The organism is Staphylococcus kloosii, from assembly GCF_032139365.1.
Classification (GTDB): Bacteria; Bacillota; Bacilli; order Staphylococcales; family Staphylococcaceae; genus Staphylococcus; species Staphylococcus kloosii_A.
In genome coordinates this window covers 45,374-70,896 of the sequence record NZ_JAVTDB010000070.1, presented here as the reverse complement: position 1 = coordinate 70,896, position 25,523 = coordinate 45,374, and the positions used below count along the sequence as shown (strand labels likewise).

At 33.1% G+C, this 25,523-nt stretch carries 24 protein-coding genes, 1 pseudogene and 1 riboswitch; of the genes and pseudogenes, 11 read left to right on the top strand and 14 right to left on the bottom strand.

From position 1 onward, the window contains the following. Positions 1 to 18: 18 nt before the first annotated feature. Genes RPL90_RS09395 through araD form a run of 3 tightly spaced genes read left to right on the top strand, consistent with a single transcriptional unit; the run spans position 19 to position 2,211 of the window. Positions 19 to 660: a 3-keto-L-gulonate-6-phosphate decarboxylase UlaD gene (locus RPL90_RS09395; protein WP_313548171.1), complete on the top strand. Its 642-nt coding sequence runs from the start codon at positions 19 to 21 to the stop codon at positions 658 to 660. Continuing rightward, positions 657 to 1,520 carry an L-ribulose-5-phosphate 3-epimerase gene (locus tag RPL90_RS09390; RefSeq protein ID WP_313548161.1) on the top strand — a complete coding sequence of 288 codons (864 nt, stop codon included), beginning with the start codon at positions 657 to 659 and terminating at the stop codon, positions 1,518 to 1,520. Before RPL90_RS09395 ends, RPL90_RS09390 begins: the two co-directional genes overlap by 4 nt. Continuing rightward, positions 1,513 to 2,211, top strand: coding sequence for an L-ribulose-5-phosphate 4-epimerase AraD (gene araD, locus RPL90_RS09385; RefSeq protein ID WP_313548154.1), 699 nt, complete (start codon positions 1,513 to 1,515; stop codon positions 2,209 to 2,211). The genes RPL90_RS09390 and araD overlap by 8 nt, the downstream gene beginning before the upstream one ends. A gap of 443 nt (positions 2,212 to 2,654) precedes the next feature. Here the strand turns inward: araD and RPL90_RS09380 are convergent, their stop codons facing one another. From RPL90_RS09380 to ahpC, 7 genes are all read right to left on the bottom strand, one after another. Next, positions 2,655 to 3,020: a magnetosome magnetite crystal formation protein family gene (locus RPL90_RS09380; RefSeq protein ID WP_313548151.1), complete on the bottom strand. Its 366-nt coding sequence runs from the start codon at positions 3,018 to 3,020 to the stop codon at positions 2,655 to 2,657. Positions 3,021 to 3,152: 132 nt separating this feature from the next. Then, positions 3,153 to 3,512 (bottom strand): hypothetical protein, encoded by a 360-nt coding sequence (locus tag RPL90_RS09375; protein WP_313548145.1) that lies wholly within the window; start codon positions 3,510 to 3,512, stop codon positions 3,153 to 3,155. A gap of 118 nt (positions 3,513 to 3,630) precedes the next feature. Continuing rightward, positions 3,631 to 3,846: a hypothetical protein gene (locus tag RPL90_RS09370; protein WP_313548137.1), complete on the bottom strand. Its 216-nt coding sequence runs from the start codon at positions 3,844 to 3,846 to the stop codon at positions 3,631 to 3,633. A gap of 226 nt (positions 3,847 to 4,072) precedes the next feature. Then, positions 4,073 to 4,693, bottom strand: coding sequence for an NDxxF motif lipoprotein (locus RPL90_RS09365; protein WP_313548132.1), 621 nt, complete (start codon positions 4,691 to 4,693; stop codon positions 4,073 to 4,075). A gap of 185 nt (positions 4,694 to 4,878) precedes the next feature. Continuing rightward, positions 4,879 to 5,217, bottom strand: a complete 339-nt coding sequence (locus RPL90_RS09360; RefSeq protein ID WP_313548127.1) for a hypothetical protein — start codon at positions 5,215 to 5,217, stop codon at positions 4,879 to 4,881. An 81-nt stretch (positions 5,218 to 5,298) separates the two neighbouring features. Further along, positions 5,299 to 6,849 carry an alkyl hydroperoxide reductase subunit F gene (ahpF, locus tag RPL90_RS09355; protein ID WP_313548123.1) on the bottom strand — a complete coding sequence of 517 codons (1,551 nt, stop codon included), beginning with the start codon at positions 6,847 to 6,849 and terminating at the stop codon, positions 5,299 to 5,301. 17 nt (positions 6,850 to 6,866) lie between these two features. Continuing rightward, positions 6,867 to 7,436 (bottom strand): alkyl hydroperoxide reductase subunit C, encoded by a 570-nt coding sequence (gene ahpC / locus RPL90_RS09350; protein WP_313548120.1) that lies wholly within the window; start codon positions 7,434 to 7,436, stop codon positions 6,867 to 6,869. Positions 7,437 to 7,980: 544 nt separating this feature from the next. Here ahpC and nfsA point away from each other — a divergent pair. Both nfsA and RPL90_RS09340 read left to right on the top strand, forming a co-directional pair. Beyond that, entirely contained in the window at positions 7,981 to 8,736 is a 756-nt protein-coding gene (nfsA, locus tag RPL90_RS09345; protein ID WP_313548117.1) for an oxygen-insensitive NADPH nitroreductase, read from the top strand. A 76-nt stretch (positions 8,737 to 8,812) separates the two neighbouring features. Then, positions 8,813 to 9,400 (top strand): hypothetical protein, encoded by a 588-nt coding sequence (locus RPL90_RS09340; RefSeq protein ID WP_313548294.1) that lies wholly within the window; start codon positions 8,813 to 8,815, stop codon positions 9,398 to 9,400. A gap of 49 nt (positions 9,401 to 9,449) precedes the next feature. On the opposite strand, the gene RPL90_RS09335 is transcribed toward RPL90_RS09340, so the two are convergent. From RPL90_RS09335 to RPL90_RS09320, 4 genes are all read right to left on the bottom strand, one after another. Beyond that, positions 9,450 to 10,835 (bottom strand): L-cystine transporter, encoded by a 1,386-nt coding sequence (locus tag RPL90_RS09335; protein ID WP_313548114.1) that lies wholly within the window; start codon positions 10,833 to 10,835, stop codon positions 9,450 to 9,452. Positions 10,836 to 11,105: 270 nt separating this feature from the next. Next, the gene (locus RPL90_RS09330; RefSeq protein WP_313548111.1) at positions 11,106 to 12,119 is read right to left on the bottom strand and encodes a hypothetical protein; all 1,014 of its coding nucleotides are present in this window, start codon (positions 12,117 to 12,119) and stop codon (positions 11,106 to 11,108) included. A gap of 125 nt (positions 12,120 to 12,244) precedes the next feature. Then, positions 12,245 to 12,928: a hypothetical protein gene (locus RPL90_RS09325; RefSeq protein ID WP_313548109.1), complete on the bottom strand. Its 684-nt coding sequence runs from the start codon at positions 12,926 to 12,928 to the stop codon at positions 12,245 to 12,247. 148 nt (positions 12,929 to 13,076) lie between these two features. After that, complete coding sequence (locus RPL90_RS09320) at positions 13,077 to 13,511, bottom strand: general stress protein (RefSeq protein ID WP_313548107.1); 435 nt, start codon at positions 13,509 to 13,511, stop codon at positions 13,077 to 13,079. A 215-nt stretch (positions 13,512 to 13,726) separates the two neighbouring features. Beyond that, a riboswitch (purine riboswitch) is annotated at positions 13,727 to 13,829 on the top strand. Positions 13,830 to 14,051: 222 nt separating this feature from the next. On the opposite strand from RPL90_RS09320, the gene xpt reads away from it, so the two are divergent. From xpt to RPL90_RS09290, 6 genes are all read left to right on the top strand, one after another. Beyond that, positions 14,052 to 14,645 carry a xanthine phosphoribosyltransferase gene (xpt, locus tag RPL90_RS09315; protein ID WP_313548105.1) on the top strand — a complete coding sequence of 198 codons (594 nt, stop codon included), beginning with the start codon at positions 14,052 to 14,054 and terminating at the stop codon, positions 14,643 to 14,645. Then, positions 14,642 to 15,898: a xanthine permease PbuX gene (gene pbuX / locus RPL90_RS09310; protein ID WP_313548102.1), complete on the top strand. Its 1,257-nt coding sequence runs from the start codon at positions 14,642 to 14,644 to the stop codon at positions 15,896 to 15,898. The genes xpt and pbuX overlap by 4 nt, the downstream gene beginning before the upstream one ends. Before the next feature lie 41 nt (positions 15,899 to 15,939). Beyond that, complete coding sequence (guaB, locus tag RPL90_RS09305) at positions 15,940 to 17,406, top strand: IMP dehydrogenase (protein WP_313548099.1); 1,467 nt, start codon at positions 15,940 to 15,942, stop codon at positions 17,404 to 17,406. 20 nt (positions 17,407 to 17,426) lie between these two features. Continuing rightward, the gene (gene guaA / locus RPL90_RS09300) at positions 17,427 to 18,968 is read left to right on the top strand and encodes a glutamine-hydrolyzing GMP synthase (RefSeq protein ID WP_313548096.1); all 1,542 of its coding nucleotides are present in this window, start codon (positions 17,427 to 17,429) and stop codon (positions 18,966 to 18,968) included. 1,304 nt (positions 18,969 to 20,272) lie between these two features. Next, positions 20,273 to 21,721, top strand: coding sequence for an SUMF1/EgtB/PvdO family nonheme iron enzyme (locus RPL90_RS09295; RefSeq protein ID WP_313548093.1), 1,449 nt, complete (start codon positions 20,273 to 20,275; stop codon positions 21,719 to 21,721). Continuing rightward, on the top strand, positions 21,721 to 22,923 hold the full coding sequence (locus tag RPL90_RS09290) for an MFS transporter (RefSeq protein ID WP_313548091.1): 1,203 nt from the start codon (positions 21,721 to 21,723) through the stop codon (positions 22,921 to 22,923). Before RPL90_RS09295 ends, RPL90_RS09290 begins: the two co-directional genes overlap by 1 nt. 783 nt (positions 22,924 to 23,706) lie before the next feature. On the opposite strand, the pseudogene RPL90_RS09285 reads toward RPL90_RS09290, so the two are convergent. The 3 genes and pseudogenes from RPL90_RS09285 to RPL90_RS09275 all read right to left on the bottom strand — a co-directional run bounded on the left by RPL90_RS09285 (position 23,707) and on the right by RPL90_RS09275 (position 25,510). Further along, positions 23,707 to 24,182, bottom strand: a pseudogene (locus RPL90_RS09285) (GNAT family N-acetyltransferase). 130 nt (positions 24,183 to 24,312) lie between these two features. Further along, entirely contained in the window at positions 24,313 to 24,732 is a 420-nt protein-coding gene (locus tag RPL90_RS09280) for a lipocalin-like domain-containing protein (RefSeq protein WP_313548089.1), read from the bottom strand. A 25-nt stretch (positions 24,733 to 24,757) separates the two neighbouring features. Then, the gene (locus RPL90_RS09275) at positions 24,758 to 25,510 is read right to left on the bottom strand and encodes a 3-hydroxybutyrate dehydrogenase (protein ID WP_313548087.1); all 753 of its coding nucleotides are present in this window, start codon (positions 25,508 to 25,510) and stop codon (positions 24,758 to 24,760) included. Positions 25,511 to 25,523 lie beyond the last annotated feature (13 nt).

Below are 25,523 nucleotides of genomic sequence, written 5' to 3'. Positions count from 1 at the left end.
CATCAAGGAGGGACAACTATGACTAAACCATTACTACAAATTGCTTTAGACAATCAAACTATTGATAGCGCAACGCGTACGTTAAAATCATTAGACAACGAAGTGGACATTATAGAAGTAGGGACAATATTATGTTTACAAGAAGGTAGACATGCTATCGAAACAGTTAGGTCATTATATAAAGATAAAATAATATTAGCAGATACTAAGTGTGCAGATGCAGGAAAAACAGTCGCTCAAAATTGTAAGGATGCTGGTGCAAACTGGATGACAGTCATTTGTTGTGCGACGATAGAAACAATGATTGCTGCAAAAAATGTGATGGACGATATTCAAGTAGAGTTATATGGCGATTGGACCTTTGAACAGGCACAACAATGGTTTAATAACGATATAAAACAAGTAGTATATCATCAAAGTCGTGATGCACTTTTAGCTGGTAAAAAATGGTCGGAAGAAGATTTAAATAAGATTCAAAGACTTATTGATATAGGATTTAAAGTTTCCGTTACAGGTGGCTTAGAACTGGATACAGTGAAATTATTTCAAGGTTTAGATATATATGCATTTATTGCTGGACGCAACCTTAGAGAGACTGAAAATCCTGCTTACGCTGCGCGTGCTTTTAAAGAAGAAATTACAAGGGTTTTTGAATCATGAATTATCTAGGTATTTATGAAAAAGCCATGCCGGTAGCTTTATCAATATCTGAGAAATTAAAATATGCTAAACGATTAGGCTTTCAGTTTATAGAGATGTCTATCGATGAGTCAGATGATCGGTTAGCTAGATTAACCTGGTCAAATGATACTATTCATAAAATTAATGAAACGCAATTATACGAAGATATTTATGTGCAAAGCATTTGTTTAAGTGGACATAGAAGATATCCATTAGGTTCATCTGATGAGAATATTAGAAGAAAAGCTTTGGAAATAATGTTCCAAGCAATTGATTTAGCTCAAAAAATAGGTGTACGTGTCATTCAACTGGCTGGGTATGACGTTTACTATGAAACAAAATCACAAGCAACTGCTCAAAATTTCAAAGAAGGGCTCACCGTTGCTCTAGATTACGCTGCTAAGAAGCAAGTCATTTTAGCGCTTGAAATCATGGATGATACATTTTTGAATAGTATTTCGAAATATATTGAATTAAAGCATGCTGTAGGCAATCACCCGTACTTAAAAGTATATCCAGATATAGGAAATCTTTCTGCCTGGCCACAAAATAATGTGCCTATTGAATTAACGAAAGGGATAAATGATACCGTGGCAATCCATTTAAAGGACACATTGCCTGTTACGTCTAATTTCAAAGGCCAATTTAAAAATGTTCCATTTGGTGAAGGAAAAGTAGATTTTGTCGAGATATTTCAAACATTACAGCATTTAAAATATAATGGGCCATTTTTAATAGAAATGTGGTCGGAAAATTTAAAAGATCCTAAAGAGGTCATATTAAATGCCAAAACATTTATCGAAGAAGCAATCATGAAAAGTGGTGTTCATCATGGATAAAGCAATGATACAACGACTAGTTTATGAGGGTAATTTACAATTGCCAAAAAATAAATTAGTAAAATTGACTTGGGGTAATGTCAGTATGGTTGACCGCGACAAAGGCATCATTTGTATTAAACCGAGTGGTATACCGTACAGTAAACTATCTCCTGTAGATATGGTCATTACTGATTTAGAAGGCACAGTACAAGGAAATCAACTTAAGCCATCATCTGATTTACCCACACATGTATATTTATATAAGCATTTTCTAAACATCAATAGTATAGTGCATACGCACTCACTACATGCAGTATCTTTTGCACAAGCAGGTAGAGCAATCCAACCGTATGGAACGACACATGCAGACACTTTTTATGGACCGATACCTTGTGCTAGACAGTTAACCAAAGAAGAAGTTGAACAAAATTATGAGTACAATACAGGTAAAGTCATTGTAGAAACTTACCAGTCTTTAAATATTACTCCAGATGCAATACCAGCCATTAATACAAAAAACCATGGTCCATTTATATTTGGGACATCGGTAAAGCAAGCAATAGAACATACTATTGTTTTAGAAGAAGTTGCAGAGATGGCATTAAAAACAGAACTATTAGCGCAAGATAATAGTTCTGCAATAGACCAATTTTTATTGGATAAACACTATTATAGAAAGCATGGCAAAAATGCATATTACGGTCAATAACTAAAGATGAATAATGGAATATGATTATTTCCATTATCAATCATCATGTCCCAAGATGTCATTTTCATAATATAAGTGGTGATTTTAGTGCTTAAGCGGAAAAATGTGGTAGGTAACAATGTAAAAAGGATTAGTATACATGTAAGACATAGTGGATATTTTGTTCTTCTTGTAAATCAGCTATGTTATTATTTACAGCAAAACAACAAAGTATAGAATAGGAAGCGGGACAAAAATCTTATTATTATAAAAAGATTTTGTAGTCCCGCCCCGACAAGGATGACTAACGTTGAAAGCAACTTGATATAAGCGTATTTTCAATCCAGTCATCTATTGCCCATGCAAAAGTAGAGCCTGAAGACAGAATATGTCCCAGGCTCTTAGTTTATTGTCTATTACTATTTAATTTATATAAAAATGTTGTTGTGTTCTATCGATTTTGACTAGGGTCTAAAGTAACTTTCATCTGAGATTAACACTTTAACACCACGATATATATTTTTAATTGTATACCAAACTGTGACCACTAAGAGTACGATAGCTATCGTAATCATTACAACTGCTTGCCAAGTTGATTGGGAGGATAAGGCACCTGCTCCAAGAGTTGCGCTAAATATTAAAATAAATGGACATAGATAAGTAATGATATGATATATCAAAGATTTTGCTGCATGTGCTGACGTAGGTTTGTCTGATAAAATCCATACAATAATCGGTAATATGAGTGGTGCGAAAAATATACTGAAGTAACATAAAGCTGCAAGTATTTTACCACTTTGCACATTTGAATAAGAAGTTTTATAATCCATTTTTTCACCTCACAAAGAGTGTATCAAATCAGTGATGAAGTATGTAGGTTAGTTACTTAATATGACAACATTGTTAGGTCCTTAAACAGTGTATAATATAAAAAAGACCTTATAGAGAAGGTCTTTAAACGTTTATTCTGCACATAATGTTGTTATAGCACTCGCGATAATAGCCATCGTAGTTAAAATTAAAACGACTACAAGCAGTGGCACGGGTGTAGTGAATATAACGATAAGTGTTAGAAATAACGCAGGTATTGCAAAAAATATTTGCCATATCGTTGAAATAATGCGTGTTGCTTTATACTTAAAAATTCCTAGTATTAGCGCGGGTAAGAATATACAAGCTGAAAAGCCTAAAGCGATCCATATTTCAGCAGGTCGTTCAAAGTTTATTTCGCTACCACCAGTTGGGTTATTATAAGCGATAGTAATAATTGATAGTGTAATAAAAATGACTGCTAATAATAATGTGGTCAAACGGTATTTCATAAATCGCACACCCCAATGTTTAATAAATTAAATACATTGTGACATATAGTAATTTGGGTGTCAAAATACATTTTTAAAATACAAAAATAGTCTAGACACCAATTTTGTAATGTCTAGACTAATAACTATCCACTGCTGCAATACTATGTTGAAACTCTTGATAAAAAACATCTAAATTGTCTAAAAAGCTACCTACCATGACTGCAATGACAACGCAAGTGATACTAAGTACGATTTGTTTGGAAGAAATTCTGCCTTGTTTTTCTTGTTTGTCTACTAAATTATATGCAATAAAGACAGCAGCAATTGCACCAATTAAAATTGTTAAAACCATTTAAGCCCCCTAGGTTTAAATACTTTGTTTTCAATACAAAGTAAGTTTAACAAATGGTGACGTAGTGCTAAAGTTAAATAACAATAAAAAACCTTACAATTATGTAAGGTTTATTACGAAGTTCTGTTATAAAGTATTAAAAAGTGACAATTTCAACTTGCAAATACTGATAAATTAACTATTAACGATGTCATAGTTTTGTAATGTGTGCGACATTATATGAAGACTACTTATCTATAGCTTTAGTACTAATATTTTTTGATTTTAAGAATTTCTTAATTTTAGCTTGTTGTTTGCCGTTTACTTGTCCAGCGTATTTAGTAGAAACATCGACGACATTTAATTCATTTTGTGGTTGGTAATCAAGTTGTTCGATATCATCATCGACGTTTTTAATCGTACTGTTTAATGATGTGAAATATTTGATAATACGATCTACATTTGTCTTGTAACCTTTAGGAAGGTTGTTATCTTCGACGAACTTTTTAAATCTAACATCATTTTTGATTGCATTACGTGATAAGTCAGAAAGGCGTTTTGACTGTTTGTCCGTGATTTTTTTATCTGAATTTGATTGTCTATCTAATTTGTATTGCATTAAATATTTGTTATCAAGAATGACTGAGTTGACATCGAGATATTTTTGGATAGCTTTATTCATTTCTTCTTCGCTGATATTTTCTCCACTTTTATTAGAATGGAAAATATCTTTTTCGGTAAGTACTTTTACATTTTTAGGTGCATGTTTTGCGCTATGTTGGTTATCGTCGTGGTCTTCATCGTTTGAACAAGCAGCCAGTACGACGGCTAATATCATAATGAACGCTAATAAAATACGCTTTTTCATTTCGTGTAGTAATCTCCTTTATAAAAAATTAAGCATTAATTGGAATGTTATTTATGTACATACTATAGAGTATCATTTTTGAGATTGCATTCAAATGGCATTTTTTTGAAGAAACGCACAATCTAATGAACAAAATCTCACAATTTTTCATAATGAAATTGTGCTTAAAAAATTTAGCTTTATGATTAGGATAAAGATTTTAGTCTATGTTCAAGGACTAAATAAATAATACATAAAGTTATAATATAGAGTAAAGCTTCTGCGGTTAATAAACTACCATTTCTATGGAATATAATCAGCAATAAATCAATAATAGTTAGCGGCACGCCAAGAGCAGCATATAGTTTAAAAAACTTTTGATTTAATTTTTTATATGTAAGTTGTGCTATTTTCCAATGTTTAGTACTTAACATAGCGCGTTTAGTTTGATAAAGCATGGGGCTTTTTTGAGCAGTGTTGGTATGTGTTGTAATAATACGTTTGGAGAAATGTAAATGTATTATTGCTACAATTAGTAATAACATATAAGGTCGTCCAATCACGTTAAAGTAAATAATATAGTATAGTATAAAAAAAGAGGAGTCAACTTAGACTCCTCTTTAAAATTACATAACACTTGCTTCAATTTTAGTGTGACGAATAATATAATCAAAAGCATTTAATGCGGCATTTGCACCTGCACCCATTGAAATAATGATTTGTTTATTACGGTCATCTGTTACGTCGCCAGCGGCAAATATTCCAGGAACACTTGTCGCATTTTTACGGTCAATCGTAATTTCTTTAGCTTCATTCATGTCGACATATTCATCTAACCACTCAGTGTTAGGCAATAAACCAATTTGAACGAATATACCGTCTAATTCAATTGTATGCTCTTTATTTGTACTAATATCATTATATTTTAAACCTGTTACTGAATCTTCACCAATAACTTCGGTAGTTTGAGCTTGTTTAATAACTGTTACATTTGATAGAGAGTTTAAGCGTTGTTGTAATACATCGTCAGCTTTTAACTCTGTATTTCTTTCTAATAATGTTACATGTTTAACTATTCCGGCTAAATCAATGGCAGCTTCAACACCAGAGTTACCGCCACCTACAACTGCAACATCTTTACCTTCGAATAATGGACCATCACAGTGAGGGCAAAATGCCACACCTTTGTTGATAAGCGCATCTTCACCAGGAACTTGTAGTTTACGCCAACGTGCACCAGTAGCAATAATGACAGTTTTACTGCGTAATTGCGCATCGTTATCTAAAGTAATAACGATGTCATCATCTGTTTTTTCAATACCACTAGCACGAACGCCAGTCATAACATCGATATCATCATATTGTTTAATATGATCTTCTAAAGCAGATGAGAATGTTGGTCCGTCGGTTTCTTTAACTGTTACAAAGTTTTCAATTGCAGCAGTATCATTTACTTGTCCACCAATGCGGTCTGCAACGATACCTGTGCGTAAACCTTTACGAGCTGTATAAATGGCAGAAGTACCACTTGCAGGGCCACCGCCAAGGATTAAAACATCGTAAGGTGCTTTGTCGTTAAATTCAGATGGGTCAGCTTGGCTACCTAAATTAGTTAAAATATCTTGTACTGACATACGGCCATTACCAAACTCTTCTCCATTTAGGAAAATAGCAGGTACAGCCATGATATTTTCGGATTCTTCTTTAAAAATGGCTCCGTCAATCATAGTATGAGTGATATTAGGGTTTAATAAACTCATTAAATTTAAAGCTTGAACTACGTCAGGACATTTTTGACAAGTTAAACTGATATAAGTTTCAAAATGTAGTGGACGGTCTAGTGCTTTGATTTGATCTATAACTGCTTGTTCTTCTTTTGGTGGGCGACCACTCACTTGTAATAAAGCTAGAACAAGTGAGTTAAATTCGTGCCCCATCGGTAAACCTGCGAAAGTAATGCCAGTATCTTCTCCTGGGCGATTTACTGTGAAGCTAGGCGTACGTTTTAGGTCAGTTTCTTCTACACTAATGTTAGATGACATGCTTGCAACTTCATCTAAAAGTTCTTTTAACTCTTTAGATTTATCATCAGAACCAAGACTTGCGCTTAATTCTACATCACCTTCCATTAATTGAAGTAATTGCTTAAGTTGTGATTTCAACTCATCATTTAGCATTTGACATCAATGCCTCCTTAGATTTTACCTACTAAGTCAAGTCCAGGTTGTAATGTTTCTGAACCTTCTTCCCATTTTGCTGGGCAAACTTCGCCTGGATGTTGACGAACGTATTGTGCTGCTTTGATTTTGTGTACTAAAGTACTTGCGTCACGTCCAATTCCGTCAGCGTTGATTTCTGCTGCTTGAACAACACCATCAGGGTCAACGATGAAAGTACCACGTTGAGCAAGACCTAATGCTTCATCTAGAACATCGAAGTTACGAGTAATAGTTTGAGAAGGGTCACCGATCATTTGATATTGGATTTTGTTAATAGCTTCTGAATGGTCGTGCCATGCTTTGTGTACGAAATGCGTATCAGTTGATACTGAATATACATTAACGCCTAATTCTTGTAATTTATCATATTGACCTTGTAAGTCTTCTAACTCTGTGGGACATACGAATGAAAAGTCTGCTGGGTAGAAACAAACAACACTCCATGAACCTTTTAAGTTTTCGTCAGAGATTTCAAAGAATTCATCTTTCTTTGGATCATAAGCATTTGCTGTGAATGGTAAAATTTCTTTATTAATTAAAGACATAAAAAAACATCCTCCTAAATTGTATATTAATTACTTTGAGATTAGAATTTCGCAATAGATTATTCTGATTGTTTATTTATAATAATTCTAATCTTTGGAATCCATTATTACATTTAATTTTTATTTCGTCAACATAGCCGTTTCGGTCTAGTAATGATAACGAATTTAGATTTTTAAAGGTTTTGTGACAACAAAAAGGAAGTATAGTTCATTAATTTTTAACGTTCATTGTTATGATCATTATACATCTCTTTAATATCAATTAGATAATTTCATTCTCAACTAAAATACTTTATTAGGATTATTTAAATTCTTAATATCCATCAAAGTCAATAGCTATGCACATGGTATCGCTTACACAATATTTTAAATATACGACAATAATACGCTATTATTTTCATTAAATTCTTTATCACTTTAAATTATAAAGAAATTTAGTTATATAGCTTTAAAATCATAGAAAAAAGGGTAAGCATTAAGTAAGTATATCGTACTTATATTTGCTATTATTTATTAAATAAGTACATAGAAAAGAGGTTTTAGCGTGACAAATTATGTTTATGACTTAATGAAAAAACACCATTCAGTTAGAAAGTTTAAAGACAAACCGCTTTCTAATGATGAAGTTAAAAAACTAGTTGAAGCAGGGCAAAGTGCTTCGTCATCTAGTTATTTACAAACTTATTCTATTATAGGTGTTGATGATCCACGAATAAAAAAAGATTTAAAAGAAGTTTCAGGACAACCATATGTTGTAGACAATGGCTACCTATTTGTATTTGTAATGGATTATTATAGACATGCGTTAATAGAAGAAGATAAGAAAAGCAACATGGACGTTTCGATAGGTTCTACAGAAGGATTATTAGTAGGTACTATTGACGCTGCACTAGTGGCTCAAAATATAGCGGTTGCAGCAGAGGATATGGGATATGGCATAGTTTATTTAGGTTCCTTACGTAATGATGTTCATCGCGTGAAAGAAATACTTAATTTACCGGAACATACTTTCCCACTATTTGGTATGGCCGTGGGTGAGCCTGCTGACGATGAAAATGGTGCACCGAAACCACGTTTGCCGTTTGAACATGTTTTTCACGAAAATCAATATAACAATAATGATCAAGAACAACGTCAAGCATTAGAAGATTATGACAACACTGTAAGTGATTATTATCATAAGCGTACGAATGGAGAACGCAATGAAACGTGGTCTAATCAAATTGCTCGTGCATTAGGAAGCAAGCAAAGGCTAGATATGTTAGATGAATTGAATAAATCAGGTTTCTTAAAGCATTAAATTTTCGTATTAAACATTTTTCTGTGATATACGTAATTAAAAGTTAATTATTAGGAAGGAGTTGGTTACATTGAGCATGTTTGATAAATTATTTAAAAATAATGATGACAATCGTGATTGTACACCTGAAGAAAGTAATGATAACCAACAAGTACATGCCAATGAAGATGTACTTACTCCTTCGCAAGCACAAGATTATTGGGCAAAAATTGCTAGTAAAATCATTGTCAGTGCAACGAATTGTGTAGACCATATGGCTGAACGTATTTTCATACTGATATCATTTGATGAAAAAATGCCCACCATGGATATATTTTTTCAAATGAATGGTCAAATTAGAATGTGGAATGATTTAGACAATCCGCAACAAAAAAAGGTAATTTATCAAAGTTTGTTGCCTCAAGCTGGCAACGTGGTCAAACAAGTCCATAATCTTTATGATCGCGCAGACGTGACGCGTATCGCATATTCTCAAATTCAATTTGAATTTGAAAGTAAGACTTGGTACTTACATGATATTTCACAGGCGTCAATGGAAGCGCAACTAGATAAAGAAGCAGCATTCTTAAAATGGTTTGATGATGTCTCACGTGAAATTAAAAACCTAGCTGTTGATAGTGAACAAAAAATAACGTGGGGCCCATTTAAACCACTTAGTAATTAACAAAAAAAGCGCAATAGCAATTGCTATTGCGCTTTTATTCTATATAAGTTTAACTATTAGCAGTTAATTCGCCGTAAGATTCTTCGTGATAAACGTCTTTATCTAAGTTGTTAGTTAATTTTGATGTACCTACACCTGCTAGCATAGAGTCATTGACGTTTAATGCTGTACGTCCCATATCAATAAGCGGTTCTACAGAAATTAAGACACCAGCTAGAGCAACAGGTAAGTTTAATGTTGATAGTACCAAAATAGATGCGAATGTTGCGCCGCCACCAACACCGGCAACGCCAAATGAACTAATAATAACGATACCAATCACAGATAAGATAAACTGTAAATTGATTTCAACGTGAGCTACAGGTGCTACCATAATAGCTAACATTGCAGGGTAAATACCTGCACAACCATTTTGACCTATTGAGAGTCCAAATGAAGCAGAGAAGTTAGCGATGCCGTCAGGTACACCCAATCGATTTTTTTGAGTTTGCACGTTTAAAGGTAATGAACCTGCGCTCGAACGTGATGTGAATGCAAATAGTAACACTTCACCTGTTTTCTTAATAAATGTTAAAGGATTTAATCCTAAAATCATAAGGATGATCATGTGAATGATATACATTACGATTAATGCTACATAAGTTGCGATAACAAATTTACCTAATGTCCAAATTGCTGCAAAGTCGCTTGTAGCAATTGTTTTAGCCATGATAGCTAAGATGCCATATGGTGTTAAACGTAACACAAAGGTAACGATCGCCATTACTAATGCATAAACTGCGTCGATACCGCGTTTAAGTAAATTGCCTTGTTCTGGTTGCTTACGTAAAACGCGTAAAAAGGCAAAGCCGATAAACGCTGCGAAAATCACAACGGCAATTGTTGATGTTGCACGTTGACCAGTGAAATCTAAGAATGGATTACTTGGTAACAATTCAAGGATTTGTTGTGGTAATGTTTTAGCACTCATATCTTTTGCTTGGCTAGCTATTTCGCTACCTTTAGAACCCACTGCACCACCTAAATCGATTGATGAAGCATCTAAATTGAACGCCAGGGCAGTTAAGATACCGATAATAGAAGCAATGCCGACAGTTCCTATTAAGAAGACAAAAATCCACATACCGACCTTGGCGAATTTTTCACCAATTTGTATTTTAGTAAATGCAGAAACGATAGAGATAAATATTAACGGAATAACAATCATTTGTAAGAGGGAAATATACCCATCTCCAGCAATACTTAGCCAATCCGTCGTTTGTTTTGTTATTTTGCTATCTACACCATAAATTAAGTGTATCGCAATACCGAAGACGATACCTACGCCTAACGCAGAAAAGACACGTTTAGGGAAAGAAACGTGTTTTTTAGCCATAATACTTAATCCGATGATGAAGGCCACAAAAATAATAATGTTTAAAATAGTAAGTAACATTGTCAGGACCTACACTTTCCTATAATAATTTTTAATAAGCCGAGTTACTTAATAAGGATAGTAGCATTTATAAATATATTCAAGAGGATTGCTTAATAAATATTTATAATATTAAAAGATTATATATTCTGACAATTATAATTGTTTGATGTCTAAAAATAGAAAATATAAGTAGGGGGCAAGGAAGGTATAAATGAGCTGTCGGAATTATATGACACAACATTAAAACAGCCACAACAATTAATCATGTTGTGACTGTTCATAATAAACTTATAAATTAAATAAACGTGCAAAGAACCCTTTTTTCTCTGAAGAAGATGTTTCTTTAGTTAATGGTGATGATTGTGAAGTTGCTGAATATCCATTGTCATTTGTTGCATCAGAAGATAATGCTGACTGATCATTTTCACTACTTTCATTTGGTTGAGAAGTAGCTTCCGTTGAAGCGGTTTGTGTAATTTCTTGGTCGTTTGTTTTACTGCTATCAGTTGTAGCTTCTTGCGCTTCTGCATTAGGAGCATCTCCATCAGTTGAAGTCTTCGTTTCTGTTGAGTGTGAATCAACTTGTGTGAATTCCTCTTCAGTAGATTTCGTTTCGCTCTGTTTATTCGTATCTATAGTAGCTTTGTTCTCTTGTGGTACTTCTTGTTTATCTTTATTTGTTGTTGCACTGTCTTCAGTGGCTTGAACTTGCTCTAAACTTTGATTAGGTTGTACTTTAGAACGCTCTGTATCATTAGCGACACTTGATTGAATTAGGGCAGCTTGTTCGGACTGTGTTTTGTGAATTTCTGCTTGAGTCGTTTTTATTTCATCAGTAGAAGATTGGATCGTTTTTAACGCTTCAGTATTTGTATCGAGCTTAGCAGTAATTTGATTTTGTAATTCGCGCAATTCGTTTTGTTGATTGTGTACTTGGCTAATCATTTGGCCTAACATATGACGTTCTTCACGAATTTGTTGAATCTCACTACGTAATTCTTCTACGACTTGACTAACATTTTGGTCGGTAGGTAGGTTGCTACTATCATCTTTGACTAATACTTGTAGAAAATCTTTTTCTTGTTCTAATTCATCGAAAGCTAAATCGTAACTATTTGTTTGTCTGACTTTCTCGGCGATATCTTGGAATAACTCGATATCTTCTTCTTTAAAGTCTGTAGCTTCTCTACCTCGATATTCTGTCTTGCTGAGTTGGTATCCACGTTCTTCTAAATGCTGAACTATTTTACGTACTTGTTTTTCACTAAGTTCTACACGTTGGGCGAATTCTTTCGTTAACATAGAAATAAATCCTTTCTAAAAATAAAATTATGTATAGGGACGTTTGTCTTCGGTCAGTGAAACGTCAGTCTTACTTCTATGTTATTTTACCCCGTTTTTATAATGATTTCAAGTATTGCTGTACTTTAAGAATGCTTACGTAAATCCATCTGTTCTAACATAGGATAAATGATATGACGTGAAATTTTGTTAGCAAACACATACTTTAATATATAATTTGATTTGATACTCGTACCATAGATGTCTTTTGTTAATTCAATGTTAGATTTAATAAACAAGTCCATTGACTGCTCTTCAAAATTATTTTTGATAGGTTGTCTTGGCGCTATATAGTCGATATCATTTTGTTGCTCAAATCCATACTCCATTAATAAGCGACGTCTTTTATTTAGTACTATTGTTTTTTCATTGTCTTCTGACTCAGCTTCTTCTATTTCTTGATCTACTTCGAGCATGATGAAATTAACGTCATGAGCGTGCAATTGGTTAGATAGTTTGTTTAGTTCCTTTTCCATTTCTTCGAGCGTAAGTCTAATTGTTATGTCTCGATTACCGTTGTTTTCGGCTAACAAGTAAATTAAAAAAGCTGAGTTTGTAGTAGCTTCATAATGTGCTGTAGCAATACTGACGATTGAATCGTTATCAATACCGACAAGGAAAATGTAATCATGTTTAGTATATTTATTTTCTAGTGACTGACGGAAAATCTTTTCTCCCTCTTTAAGAGAGACGTCTAGCTTACCGTCATATAAATTTAAAGCTTCTTCGAATAAAGGATCTTGCACGGTTTTAACTATTTTAAATTCCATCTTCAAACCTCCGTACTGTAGATTATTTGTGCTTATTGTAGCATACAGATGAATATGGCGTAATGATCAACTGTGGTAGAAAGCTTTATAAATGACTAAAAAAAGAGTATTAGTTGTTAAACTAATACTCTACAAAACCTATTTAGCATTAAGACTTTGGCCCTTCTGATTGTTCAGAATAATGGTTACCAACAATGCTATTTTGATTTTCCATTTCGCCTTCAGTGGCATATGCAGCATTGTAATTTTGTACTTCATCATGTGAAGATTCATCTTTTGAGATGACTAAAATATATTTACCTTCATGAAGTTCATTTTTATAATGTTCCTCTTCATCCTCAGGCATACTGTAATGTGCAAGTACAGCAGCTTCAGTATCTTCACCAGTAAGTAATTTAGCTGCCATGTCACTTATACCACCTGTAGTTGCTGTTAAATTAATTTCAGAGTCATGTAAATCATCTAAGTGTAATTTTTTCTTGCTAATTACAGATAATTCGTAATCATGATACCCTTCTGCTCTTTTTTGTTTAATTGCTTCATATAATTCATCTGTACCATTTATAACTTTAAATTCAGCCATGGTTGTACCCTCCAATTAACTTCTTTCGATTACTCATTCTTTACCCAATTGTGCTTAGTGTGAAACGATTTAATTAAATTATAAAACGAATCTCTATAACTTACAAATGTTATTATACTCTATAATTAACCGCTTACAACTGTAAATTAAACAGTCAATTAGCATACATTTTATATAAAGTGTATATTGAAAGGAATATGAAAATTTGGTATTATCGTATAATAATTTAACTAGCTCATATAATCTAAAGAATATGGCTTTAGAAGTTTCTACCGTGTTGCCGCAAACGACATGACTATGAGTAACAAGACAATACATACAATAACTATATTTTAATCATGCATAACCGAATGGAAGTGGTTTGGTTTCCTACCATCCTACTTATTGATTTGCTAGCGGGAAAGGTAATTAATATTTAGGAGCATACAGCTGATTATCTTGGTCATTGGTCACGTTTTTGTATTGCATGTTCACTCATAGATCCTGAAACTTCATTAGTTTAGGGTCTTTTTTGTACACATTACGAGGAGGTTTTTTCGAGTGAATTTGTTGGAACAAAGAGTTAAAGAAGATGGTGTGGTCATTGATGAAAAGATTTTAAAGGTAGACGGTTTCCTAAATCATCAAATTGATGCGCAACTTATGTATGAAATTGGTAATACTTTTCATGACCAATTTAAAAATGAAGGAATTACGAAGGTGTTAACTATTGAGGCGTCAGGTATTGCGCCTGCAATTATGGCTGCACTACGTTTTAATGTACCTTGCTTATTCGCCAAAAAAGCGAAACCAAGCACATTAACAAAAGATGTATATCAGGCTGAAATACATTCATTCACTAAAAATAAAACGAGTACCGTCATCGTTTCAGATGAATTTTTATCAGCAGATGACCGCGTACTCATCATTGATGACTTTTTAGCAAATGGTGATGCTTCTTTAGGACTTAACGAAATTGTTCAACAAGCTCAGGCGACGACAGTTGGTATTGGCATTGTAGTCGAAAAGAGTTTCCAACAAGGTAGGAAACGATTGGAAGATGTAGGGTTAACAGTATCTTCATTATGTAAGGTCGCATCGCTTAAAGGTAACAATGTCACATTCACCGATGAAACAGTAAGCGAGGAAGTATGAAGACCTTTATTTTAAGTGTTCAACATTTACTTGCTATGTATGCGGGTGCGATACTTGTTCCAATCATTGTAGGTACAAGTTTGCATTTTTCATCCGAGCAAATTGCGTTTTTAGTGACCGTTGATATTTTTATGTGTGGTATCGCTACATTGTTACAAGTATGGAAAGGTACAGGGACAGGCTTACCTATCGTGTTAGGTTGTACTTTTACAGCAGTAGCACCGATGATATTAATTGGCCAAACAAAAGGTATTAGCGTTCTATATGGTTCGCTATTACTATCAGGTGTTTTAGTAATCATCATTGCACCGTTTTTCTCCTATTTAGTAAGATTCTTCCCTCCGGTTGTAACTGGGAGCGTAGTGACTATTATAGGTATTAATCTTATGCCTGTTGCAATGAATTATTTAGCAGGTGGAGAAGGTGCTAAAGATTACGGCGATGGTAAGAATATTCTTTTGGGCATTGTTACGTTAGTCGTTATCTTGATTGTACAACGATTTACTGAAGGTTTTTTAAAATCAATTGCCATTCTCATTGGTTTAGTCGTTGGAACGGTGCTTGCCTCGTTTATCGGTATAGTTGACGTTAAACAAGTAGGTGAAGCGCATTGGTTTGCATTACCACAACCGTTTAGATTTTCTGGACTCAGTTTTGATTTAGGTGCTACCATTGTCTTTTTTATTGTGGCGCTAGTTAGTTTAATAGAGTCTACGGGCGTTTATCATGCATTGAGTGAAATTACAGGTAAACAATTAACACGTAAAGATTTTCGTAAAGGATACACAGCTGAAGGGATAGCTATTGTTTTAGGCGCAATTTTCAATTCATTCCCATATACAGCCTATTCACAAAATGTGGGTTTAGTATCCTTATCAGGCGCTAAGAAAAATAAAGTTATTTACGGTATGGTTATTTTATTAATAATTTGTGGATGTATTCCAAAACTAGGTGCAATGGCTAATATGATTCCGTTACCTGTTTTAGGTGGCGCGATGATAGCAATGTTTGGCATGGTTATGGCATATGGTGTTAGTATATTAGGTAATATCAATTTTAAAAATCAAAATAATTTGTTGATAATCGCCGTTTCAGTTGGACTAGGTACGGGCATTAGTGCTGTTCCTCATGCTTTTAAGGCACTTGGTAGTCAATTTGCTTGGTTAGTACAAAATGGTATCGTACTCGGCGCATTATCTGCGATTATTCTGAATTTCTTCTTTAATGGCATTAAGAACCAACAAAAAACATAAGTTATGAAAATAACTATAAACAAAATGGAGGCTGTTTAATAATGTGGGAAAATAAGTTTGAAAAAGAATCTTTAACTTTTGATGATGTATTACTATTACCGGCAGAGTCAGATATTTTACCTAAAGAGGTAGATTTAAGTGTTCAATTGTCAGATAAAATTAAATTAAACATTCCTGTCATCTCTGCAGGTATGGATACTGTAACAGAATCGAAAATGGCAATTGCAATGGCAAGACAAGGTGGTCTTGGTGTTATTCATAAAAATATGAATATCGAAGATCAAGCTGATGAAGTACAAAAAGTTAAACGTTCTGAAAATGGAGTCATTACTGATCCATTTTACTTAACTCCATCAGAAAGTGTGTTCGAAGCAGAAGCGCTTATGGGTAAATATCGCATTTCAGGTGTACCAATCGTAAATAATGAGGAAGAAAAGCAATTTGTAGGGATCATTACAAACCGTGATTTACGTTTTATCGAAGACTTTTCAATTAAAATTTCTGATGTTATGACGAAAGAAAATTTAGTTACTGCACCTGTAGGTACTACACTAGATGAAGCAGAAGATCTATTACAACAACACAAAATCGAAAAATTACCATTAGTTGAAGACGGCAAATTAAAAGGGCTCATCACTATTAAAGATATCGAAAAAGTATCAGAATTCCCTTATTCAGCTAAAGATGAACATGGTAGATTATTAGTTGGTGCAGCAATTGGTATTGCTAAAGATACTGATATTCGTGCAGAAAAATTAGTGGAAGCAGGCGTGGATGCGTTAGTAATTGATACAGCACACGGACATTCAAAAGGTGTTATTGAGCAAGTACGCCATATTAAAGAGAAGTTCCCACAAGTCACATTAGTCGCTGGTAATGTTGCTACTGCAACAGCTACTAAAGCTTTATATGAAGCGGGTGCTGATGTCGTGAAAGTTGGTATTGGACCTGGTTCAATTTGTACAACACGTGTTGTAGCAGGGGTAGGTGTGCCTCAAATCACTGCTGTTTATGATTGTGCAACAGAAGCACGTAAACATGGTAAAACAATTATCGCAGATGGCGGTATTAAATTCTCAGGCGATATTATTAAAGCGTTAGCTGCTGGTGGTCACGCAGTGATGCTAGGTAGTTTACTTGCAGGTACTGAAGAAAGCCCAGGAGAAACTGAAATATTCCAAGGTAGACAATATAAAGTTTACCGTGGCATGGGCTCATTAGGCGCAATGGAAAGTGGTTCAAATGACCGTTATTTCCAACAAGACAAAACACCTAAAAAATTCGTGCCAGAAGGTATAGAAGGACGTATTGCTTTTAAAGGTGCTTTACAAGACACTGTATATCAATTAATGGGCGGTGTAAGATCAGGTATGGGTTACACTGGTTCTAAAAACTTAGAAGCGTTAAGAGAAGAAGCTCAATTTACACGTATGGGCCCTGCAGGACTAGCAGAAAGTCACCCACATGACGTTCAAATTACAAAAGAGTCACCTAATTACTCATTCTAAGTCAAAGGAGATAAACACTTATGGAAATGGCTAAAGAGCAAGAGTTAATTCTTGTTTTAGACTTCGGCAGTCAATACAATCAATTAATTACACGCCGTATACGTGAAATGGGCGTGTATAGTGAATTACACGATCACGAAATTTCTATTGAAGAAATTAAATTAATGAACCCTAAAGGTATTATCTTATCTGGCGGACCCAATTCAGTATATGAAGAAAATTCATTTACAATTGATCCAGAGATTTACAATTTAGGTATTCCAATTTTAGGTATTTGCTATGGTATGCAACTGACTACGAAATTATTAGGCGGGAAAGTTGAACGTGCCAATGAACGTGAATATGGTAAAGCAATTATTAATGCTAAAACTGACGAATTATTCTTTGGTTTACCTGAAGAACAAAACGTTTGGATGAGCCATTCTGATAAAGTTATCGAAATTCCTGACGGTTTCGAGGTAATAGCAGATAGTCCAAGTACAAATTATGCAGCAATTGAAGATAAATCACGTCGAATATACGGAGTACAATTCCATCCAGAAGTACGTCATACTGAATATGGTAATGATTTACTACGTAACTTTATTCGTCGCGTATGTGAATGTACTGGCGAATGGTCAATGGAAAACTTTATCGATATTGAAATAGAAAAGATCCGCGAACAAGTTGGCGACCGTCGTGTCTTATGTGCAATGAGCGGTGGTGTTGATTCATCAGTAGTTGCAGTGTTGCTACATAAAGCAATTGGTGATCAATTAACATGTATCTTTGTTGACCATGGCCTGTTACGTAAAGGTGAAGGTGACATGGTTATGGAACAATTTGGTGAAGGTTTTAACATGAATATTATTCGTGTTGATGCACAAGAACGTTTCATGAACAAATTAGCGGGCGTTTCAGATCCAGAACAAAAACGTAAAATCATTGGTAACGAATTCGTATATGTTTTTGATGATGAAGCATCTAAATTAAAAGGTGTAGACTTCCTAGCACAAGGAACACTGTACACTGACGTTATCGAATCAGGTACAAAAACTGCCCAAACGATTAAATCACACCATAACGTAGGTGGCTTACCTGAAGATATGGAATTCCAACTTATCGAACCAATCAACACGTTATTTAAAGATGAAGTACGTGCATTAGGTATTGAGTTAGGTATCCCTGAACACTTAGTTTGGAGACAACCATTCCCAGGTCCGGGACTTGGTATTCGTGTATTAGGTGAAATCACTGAAGATAAATTAGAAATCGTTAGAGAATCTGATGCAATCTTACGTCAAGTGATCCGTGAGGAAGGTCTTGAACGCGAAGTATGGCAATACTTTACTGTCTTACCAGGCATTCAATCAGTCGGTGTCATGGGGGACTACCGTACGTATGACCATACAGTAGGTATTCGTGCGGTAACGTCTATCGATGGGATGACAAGTGACTTTGCTCGTATTGACTGGGAAGTCTTACAAAAAATATCAAGCCGTATCGTTAACGAAGTAGACCACGTCAACCGCGTAGTCTATGACATAACTTCTAAGCCACCAAGCACTATTGAGTGGGAATAAAATGATGAAACCCCTTAGGCATCCCTAAGGGGTTATTTTTATAGTTTTAGCATTAGTTTGAATGACAAATTATGTTTATGATTGTCGTAGTGTTATTACTTAAATAATAAAACGAAGACACAACCCATAATCAAACCAACTATAAATAATAGCCATATTAAATGTAGACTAAATCTCCAATCTTTAGCTCGCGCTTTAGTTTTGCTGTTTGAATACCACAAGTCCAGCGTTTTATATAATGCTAGCGCTATTCCAAATAACAAAGGGTAAATTACAAAATTCATAGCGACACTACTATCATTTTAGGGATTTGGTTAATGACAAAATATCATTAATTAAGTAGTGGTACAAGGCTACCCGTATAAACTATTATTTTGAATTTTAAAGTGAAAGTATCACGTAACATTTTCGCTAAAAAAGTATTTTAAAGAAAAAATACTAAGATATTGATAATGGCTAAGAGAGTCCCAAAGCATCCACAGTTTCTTAAAAGGTATCATATAATGATTAAAGATAGGGATAATACTTATTGGAAACGTAATAGGTATTAATTATGTTGATTTAACAGTACCTAGTATTTATAAAGTGATACAATTTTTCAAAAAAGTATTTGGTGTTAAAGTTGTGAAGAACGTATTAAGTATGATGATGAAATTAGAGAAGGTGCAGAAGTGGAAAAAAGTTAGTTCTCTAGAAAGGTGACAAAATTGTTAAACAGTGCATAATTGTGATTTGTAAAGGTTCCAATATAGGAATGTTTGAAATGGAAAGTAGTAATCAAGCTGATCCATTGGAATTAGAAGATTTATCATATGCCCCTATTTCGCTATTTGCAGATGACATAAATTAAGCAATTAAAGGTGATGAAAATGCAATATCAAAGCTGTTATCAGAAAAACATGGTAACTCTAGATATGAAGATAGTAAGGGCAGTAGCAGCGTTTATGTGGAATCACCATGGCGTAGTTTGATTGAACTACAGGCGATACCAAATGGCTATTATTATCCTGAAGATAGCGAGAGCACAGTCTTTATTCCAGATGAAACGAAATAAATATTGTAAAAGTTTAAATATGATTGATAATATTCAGAATATTTGTAAAAAAATATAATGTTGTGTTAAATTTAAGTTATACTAAAAAAAGGAGGGGAACAATCATGAAATCATTAAAACGAAATTGGAAAGAAACTATAATTGAACCATCATTAAGTATTAGTGGAAAATGGGATTAATAAAAATAGTCAAAAGTTTTATAGATTTTATTATAAAACTTTTGACTATTTCATTTTAAGGGGGTTCTAATATGTTATATAAATCAAGTGAAAACTTAAAGAAATACAATGAAGATATGGATTATTTAATCAGTGTTGAGGAAATATTAAATAACATTAAATTTAACAATAAATTAGAAGTTAGAAAGAAAGCTAAAGAAATACTAGGTTTATCTGAAAATATAAAACATTTTGCAGTTGCTGAACAATTATTTGGAATAGCAATTAGTTTTCAAAATAGCTTTATTAGAGCTGTTTTGATAGATTTTATTAAATTGTGGATTCCATACTCTACTGCTATAGAAACAATTGTGCATTTAACTCATGATCCTGATGATATAGTTTCTTTTAAAGCCATGGAAGTGTGTGGAGAAGAACGATTGGAGTTATCTATACCTTATCTATCTAATATAGTTGGAGATATTACTGAGAGAAATAATCCAAGAAAACCTGTGGGATTAGGTGCCCAAGTAGTAGTAAGCAATCTTTTGAAAATTTATAATTGCCAAAGTGAAGAAGAATTATATTTTAAAAAAGCATATTATGATAAGAAGTTGAAATTAGAAAATAAATACAAAGAAAAAATTAATATATCAAGAGGATTAAAAGAAAAATTTAAGTCATTAAATGAAGAAAATATGATTTATATAGAAGAAGGCTTTTTTAATTATGGTATAAATGAAGATGAAATAATTGAAAAAGAATTTTCATGGTCTGATAATACACCAAAAGAAAAGGTGTGGTTACCATCATATTTTATAGATAAAAATCCAGTTTCAAATGCTGAGTATGATGAATTTTCTGATTTTATTGAAACGTACGGGCACATATTTTGTCACCCCAATGAACCAAAAAATAAAAATCATAGAAGAAATACATATTATGATGAGCGCTATAAAGATCAGCATCCTGTGTCAGGTATAGATTATTATGATGCTTATGCATATTCAAAATGGAAAGGCAAGTCATTACCTTCGGAATTTCAATGGGAAAAAGCAGCAAAAGGCAATGCTATTACAAAATGGCCTTGGGGAAAACAATTTGATGAAAAGAAAGTTTTATATTCAGGCACGTTGTTAGGTAAAAAACCGGAATCTATAACTGAATGGCATAATGGTTTATTGGAACTATTCAACAAAGAATCACTACTATCTGAAAATGTTAATATTATTAGGAATCAATCTAGTTATGGAGTAAATAACATGTTAGGTGGGAACTGGGAGTGGACTAAAAGTGATTACTTCTCTAAAAGAATGTTTTATCCATCCTTTACCCATAATCATGAAAAATTCAATCAATTTGGAGTGTTAAAAGGAGGGTCATTTTATTCTCATCCAGAACAAATGTATCCATCATTTAGAGGCAAAGATATACCATTCTGTAGGCATGATGAAATGGGGTTTAGGTGTGTTAAAGAAATACCGTTGCCTTTACTTAGGAAAGAAAATAATAATGTTATAAATAATAAGGCGATATACTGATGAAATTAAAGACTAACTTTATATTTTTATTGATGGCAGTATTGTCTACAAATTTAGCTTTTTCATTTTACACTATGGCATTAACGTACTATGTCTATGATGTCACTAATTCTGTGTTTTATTCAAGTTTAGTTACGTTTGTTAGCGTTGGGGCTAAAGTGTTATCCGGATTATGGATAGGAAACATAACAGAAAAAATTAAACGTAAAAATTTATTGATATATAGCATGGGTATACAACTCATTAGCATGGTAGTATTATATCTTTTAACCAATATTGAAGAGTATATTATTATTATATACTTTATTATATTTATTTTGTCATTTGCAAATGGTACTTTTACGCCAATGAAATCAAAGATATTAAAAGAAACATTAGAAGAACAAGATATGTCTAAAGGCCTCTCGATCTTAAATAGTATTGATCAAATATTACTCTTTTCTGGATGGGTATTAGGCGCTTGGATTATCTCTTTAATTGGAAATAATAAGTTATTGTTGATATCTGTAGTATTATTGATTATGGCTTTTATATCAGTAATCAAGATAAAAATGGATAATGTAAAAGAAGAAAGCGTGAATAAAGGATCAATAGGCAACATTAAAGATTTATTTAGTTTATTAAACAGCAAACCGCTAATCAAAAATTTAATCATAATAGAGTGTTTAGAAGTTTTAATAGGTTCGATATGGATTGGTTCAATTACTTTGAAATTTGTACAAAACCACTTACATCAAAATATTGAATGGTGGGGATATATTAATGCAAGTTATTATTTAGGCACAATTTTAGGTGCGTTTATTGTAATGAAATTTAATAACATATTTCAAAATAAACCAGTAAGGATAATCATTTATTTTATAGCTTTATATGGAATTTTATTAATTATTTATTCGATTAATTCACTCAGCATCTTCGCTATAGTTCTAGTTATTTTCATAGGACCAATTTTACTAATTAAAGAAATAGTGCAGGAAAGCTATTTAATTAATATGATTAGCCACAAAGACATGATTAAAATAACTGGTTTGAAAAACGCATTTGTGCAATTGGCATTTTTATTATCAATATTAATGGTTGGAGCTATAACTGAAGTTATTAAAATACAATATGTATATACTATTTCTGGAGTATTTTCATGTTTAATTGCACTCTATTTTTATCGCTTTACTAAAAAATATTTTGAAAAAAAAGAGTATTAATGTATTGATAATATCTTAGAAAACCTAATCGCATATATTTCCAGATGAAACGAAATAATTTTGAATAATAAAACCCCTCGAGCAAAAGCTTGAGGGGCTATTTTTTGTAGTAACACTACGCATTATTTAACTAAAAAGTAATTGTATAAGTTTTGAAACGATAATACTATTGGACTAAAAAAGGAGAAATAAGGGGTTGGTGTAGAGGGTATTATATTTCATAGAATGATAAAAAAAGCAATTTAAGTATTATCAAAAGGGCATATTACTTATTAGTATTAGAGATTCATATATAATACGTTGTGTTCAAGCTTCACCTCATTTCATGATTTTTTGATGTTGCAAACAATTTACGTATTATCTAGTGTAACGCAAATTGTATCTATTCTCTCTATTGGTTTAATTTTACTACATAATAGAAAATAAAAACTTTCTAAAATTTACTAAATAGCAATTATTTTTTAATTTTTTCAAAATTTAAGTCAGTTTTTATATTAAAAATTTCACCGCTAGTGGAGTTATGACGAAGTTGTTTTTATGAGTGGGCTATATTTAATTTGAAAGTTTGTTATATTTTACATAACGATATTTAATGTATAAGGAAGAGATTATTATGTAGCAATTTAATATAAGAGTAACGTGACTCTTATCATCTGTAATGTTGGTTTACTCTGGCAACGACATTCTCAAGGCAAGAATAAACAACACGCTAAAAAGTAGTGATACGCTATGCGAAGAGCAAAATGACAATACGAGTTTTATGTATCAAGCTTTTTATAGCACTTATATTAAGTTATACCATTCAACGCCGCCATGGGTTAAATTTGATATGCCATAATTTGTATAATCATACCCTTCATAAAATGAGATTAATGAAGCTCTACATGTTAAAGTTATCCCATTTCTATCGTGTTTTTTGCTAGGTTTTCAAAACGTTGCAACAATTGATCAGCTAAACCTCGACCCCTATATTCTTTTGCGACAACGACACCTAATATAGGCAAATAACCACCTTCAAATGGATTAGGTTGAATAGTTTCGAATAAGTCATCCGTAATATACATTTTACTAATGACTGGCCCATTAATATAACCGGCAACTTTTTCCTTATCTAATGCCACAATAAAAGTGTCATTAATATTATATATTCTATCAATGTGTGTATGCTTAGTAGCTGCTTCAGCTGTTGTAAAACCTGCGTTTTCAATTGCTAATATTTGGTTTAAATCAGCTATTTTAGCATTTCTGAATTCAAACATGCCATTACTTCTTTCAATATTTAAAGAAGAACTATATTAAAGTTAATATGTTTAATATATACGCGGATTTATTTTATGAAGACAATAAAAAAGGAAATGAAATTAATCATTTCCTTAGTGAGTTTATTGATTAAACGCGTTGCCAGACAAGTTTTTGGTTAGGAACATTTCCATTAACAATACTTAAAGTATCACCTTCGAGTTTGAATAAGCGAGGTTGTGTATCACCTAACCATGTTGGATTCATACTTACGTCCATTGTGTGATATACGGTAGCATTTTCTTCATCTAATTCAAATCTTCCTGAATAAGCTAAATAACCATGAGCTGCCTTTGCCATTTCTTCTGTAGTGCCTGTGTGGATGTCTCCAGAAGTATAAGCCGGACGTCCTTGTTGCATTAGCTGTGCAGACATATAGCCATCGGGGTTATACATTATAAAGCCCGTCGCATCTTCGCCTAATGGATAGAAAATATTACCTTGTTCATCTTCATCTTGATATTTAATAAGTTTCCAAGTACCAATTAATTTGTCTTTTAAATTAGTCATTATAATCTCTCCTTTTAATTAATATTTACGCGTTTGATCCACCTGAAACACTAATAGTTTCACCTGTAATAGCTGATGACTTATCAGAAGCTAAAAAGACGATAGTATCTGCAATTTCACTAGGTTCTAATAAGCGGTTCATTGGCATTTTGCCTGTAATATTTTTTTCCATTGCTTCTTGTTCAGTGATACCGTCTTGTTCAGCTAAGTTTGCTAATTGGTTTTCGATTAATGTAGTGCGTACAGGTCCTGGAAGTACTGCATTTGAAGTAATACCATAATCTACAGTTTCTAATGCTACTGTTTTAGCAAAGCCAATTTGAGCAAATTTTGAAGCGACATATGCAGATTTAAATGGGTCTGCCATTTCACCATGTGCTGAAGAAACAGTTATAATACGTCCTTGTTGCTGTTGTTTCATGCTTGGAAGCACATGTTTAGTCATTAAAAATGTTCCAGTTTGAATAACATTAATGACTTGATTCCATTTTTCTAAAGGGAAGTCTTCTACTTTAGATATATATTGAATTCCGGCATTATTCACTAATACATCGATACTGCCATATTGAGATGTAATATCGTCTATAGCTTCTTTAATATTATCTTCGTTAGTTACGTTAACTTCACATGCAATGCCATTGTTTAACGAATTTGCTGCTTCTTGTGCTTTATCAAGATTCATATCAAAAATAAATACGCGGTCACCTTCAAGATCAAATGCTTGTGCTGCTGCATAGCCTATACCTTGAGCTGCTCCAGTGATAATTACGTTTCTCATAATAAATTCCTCC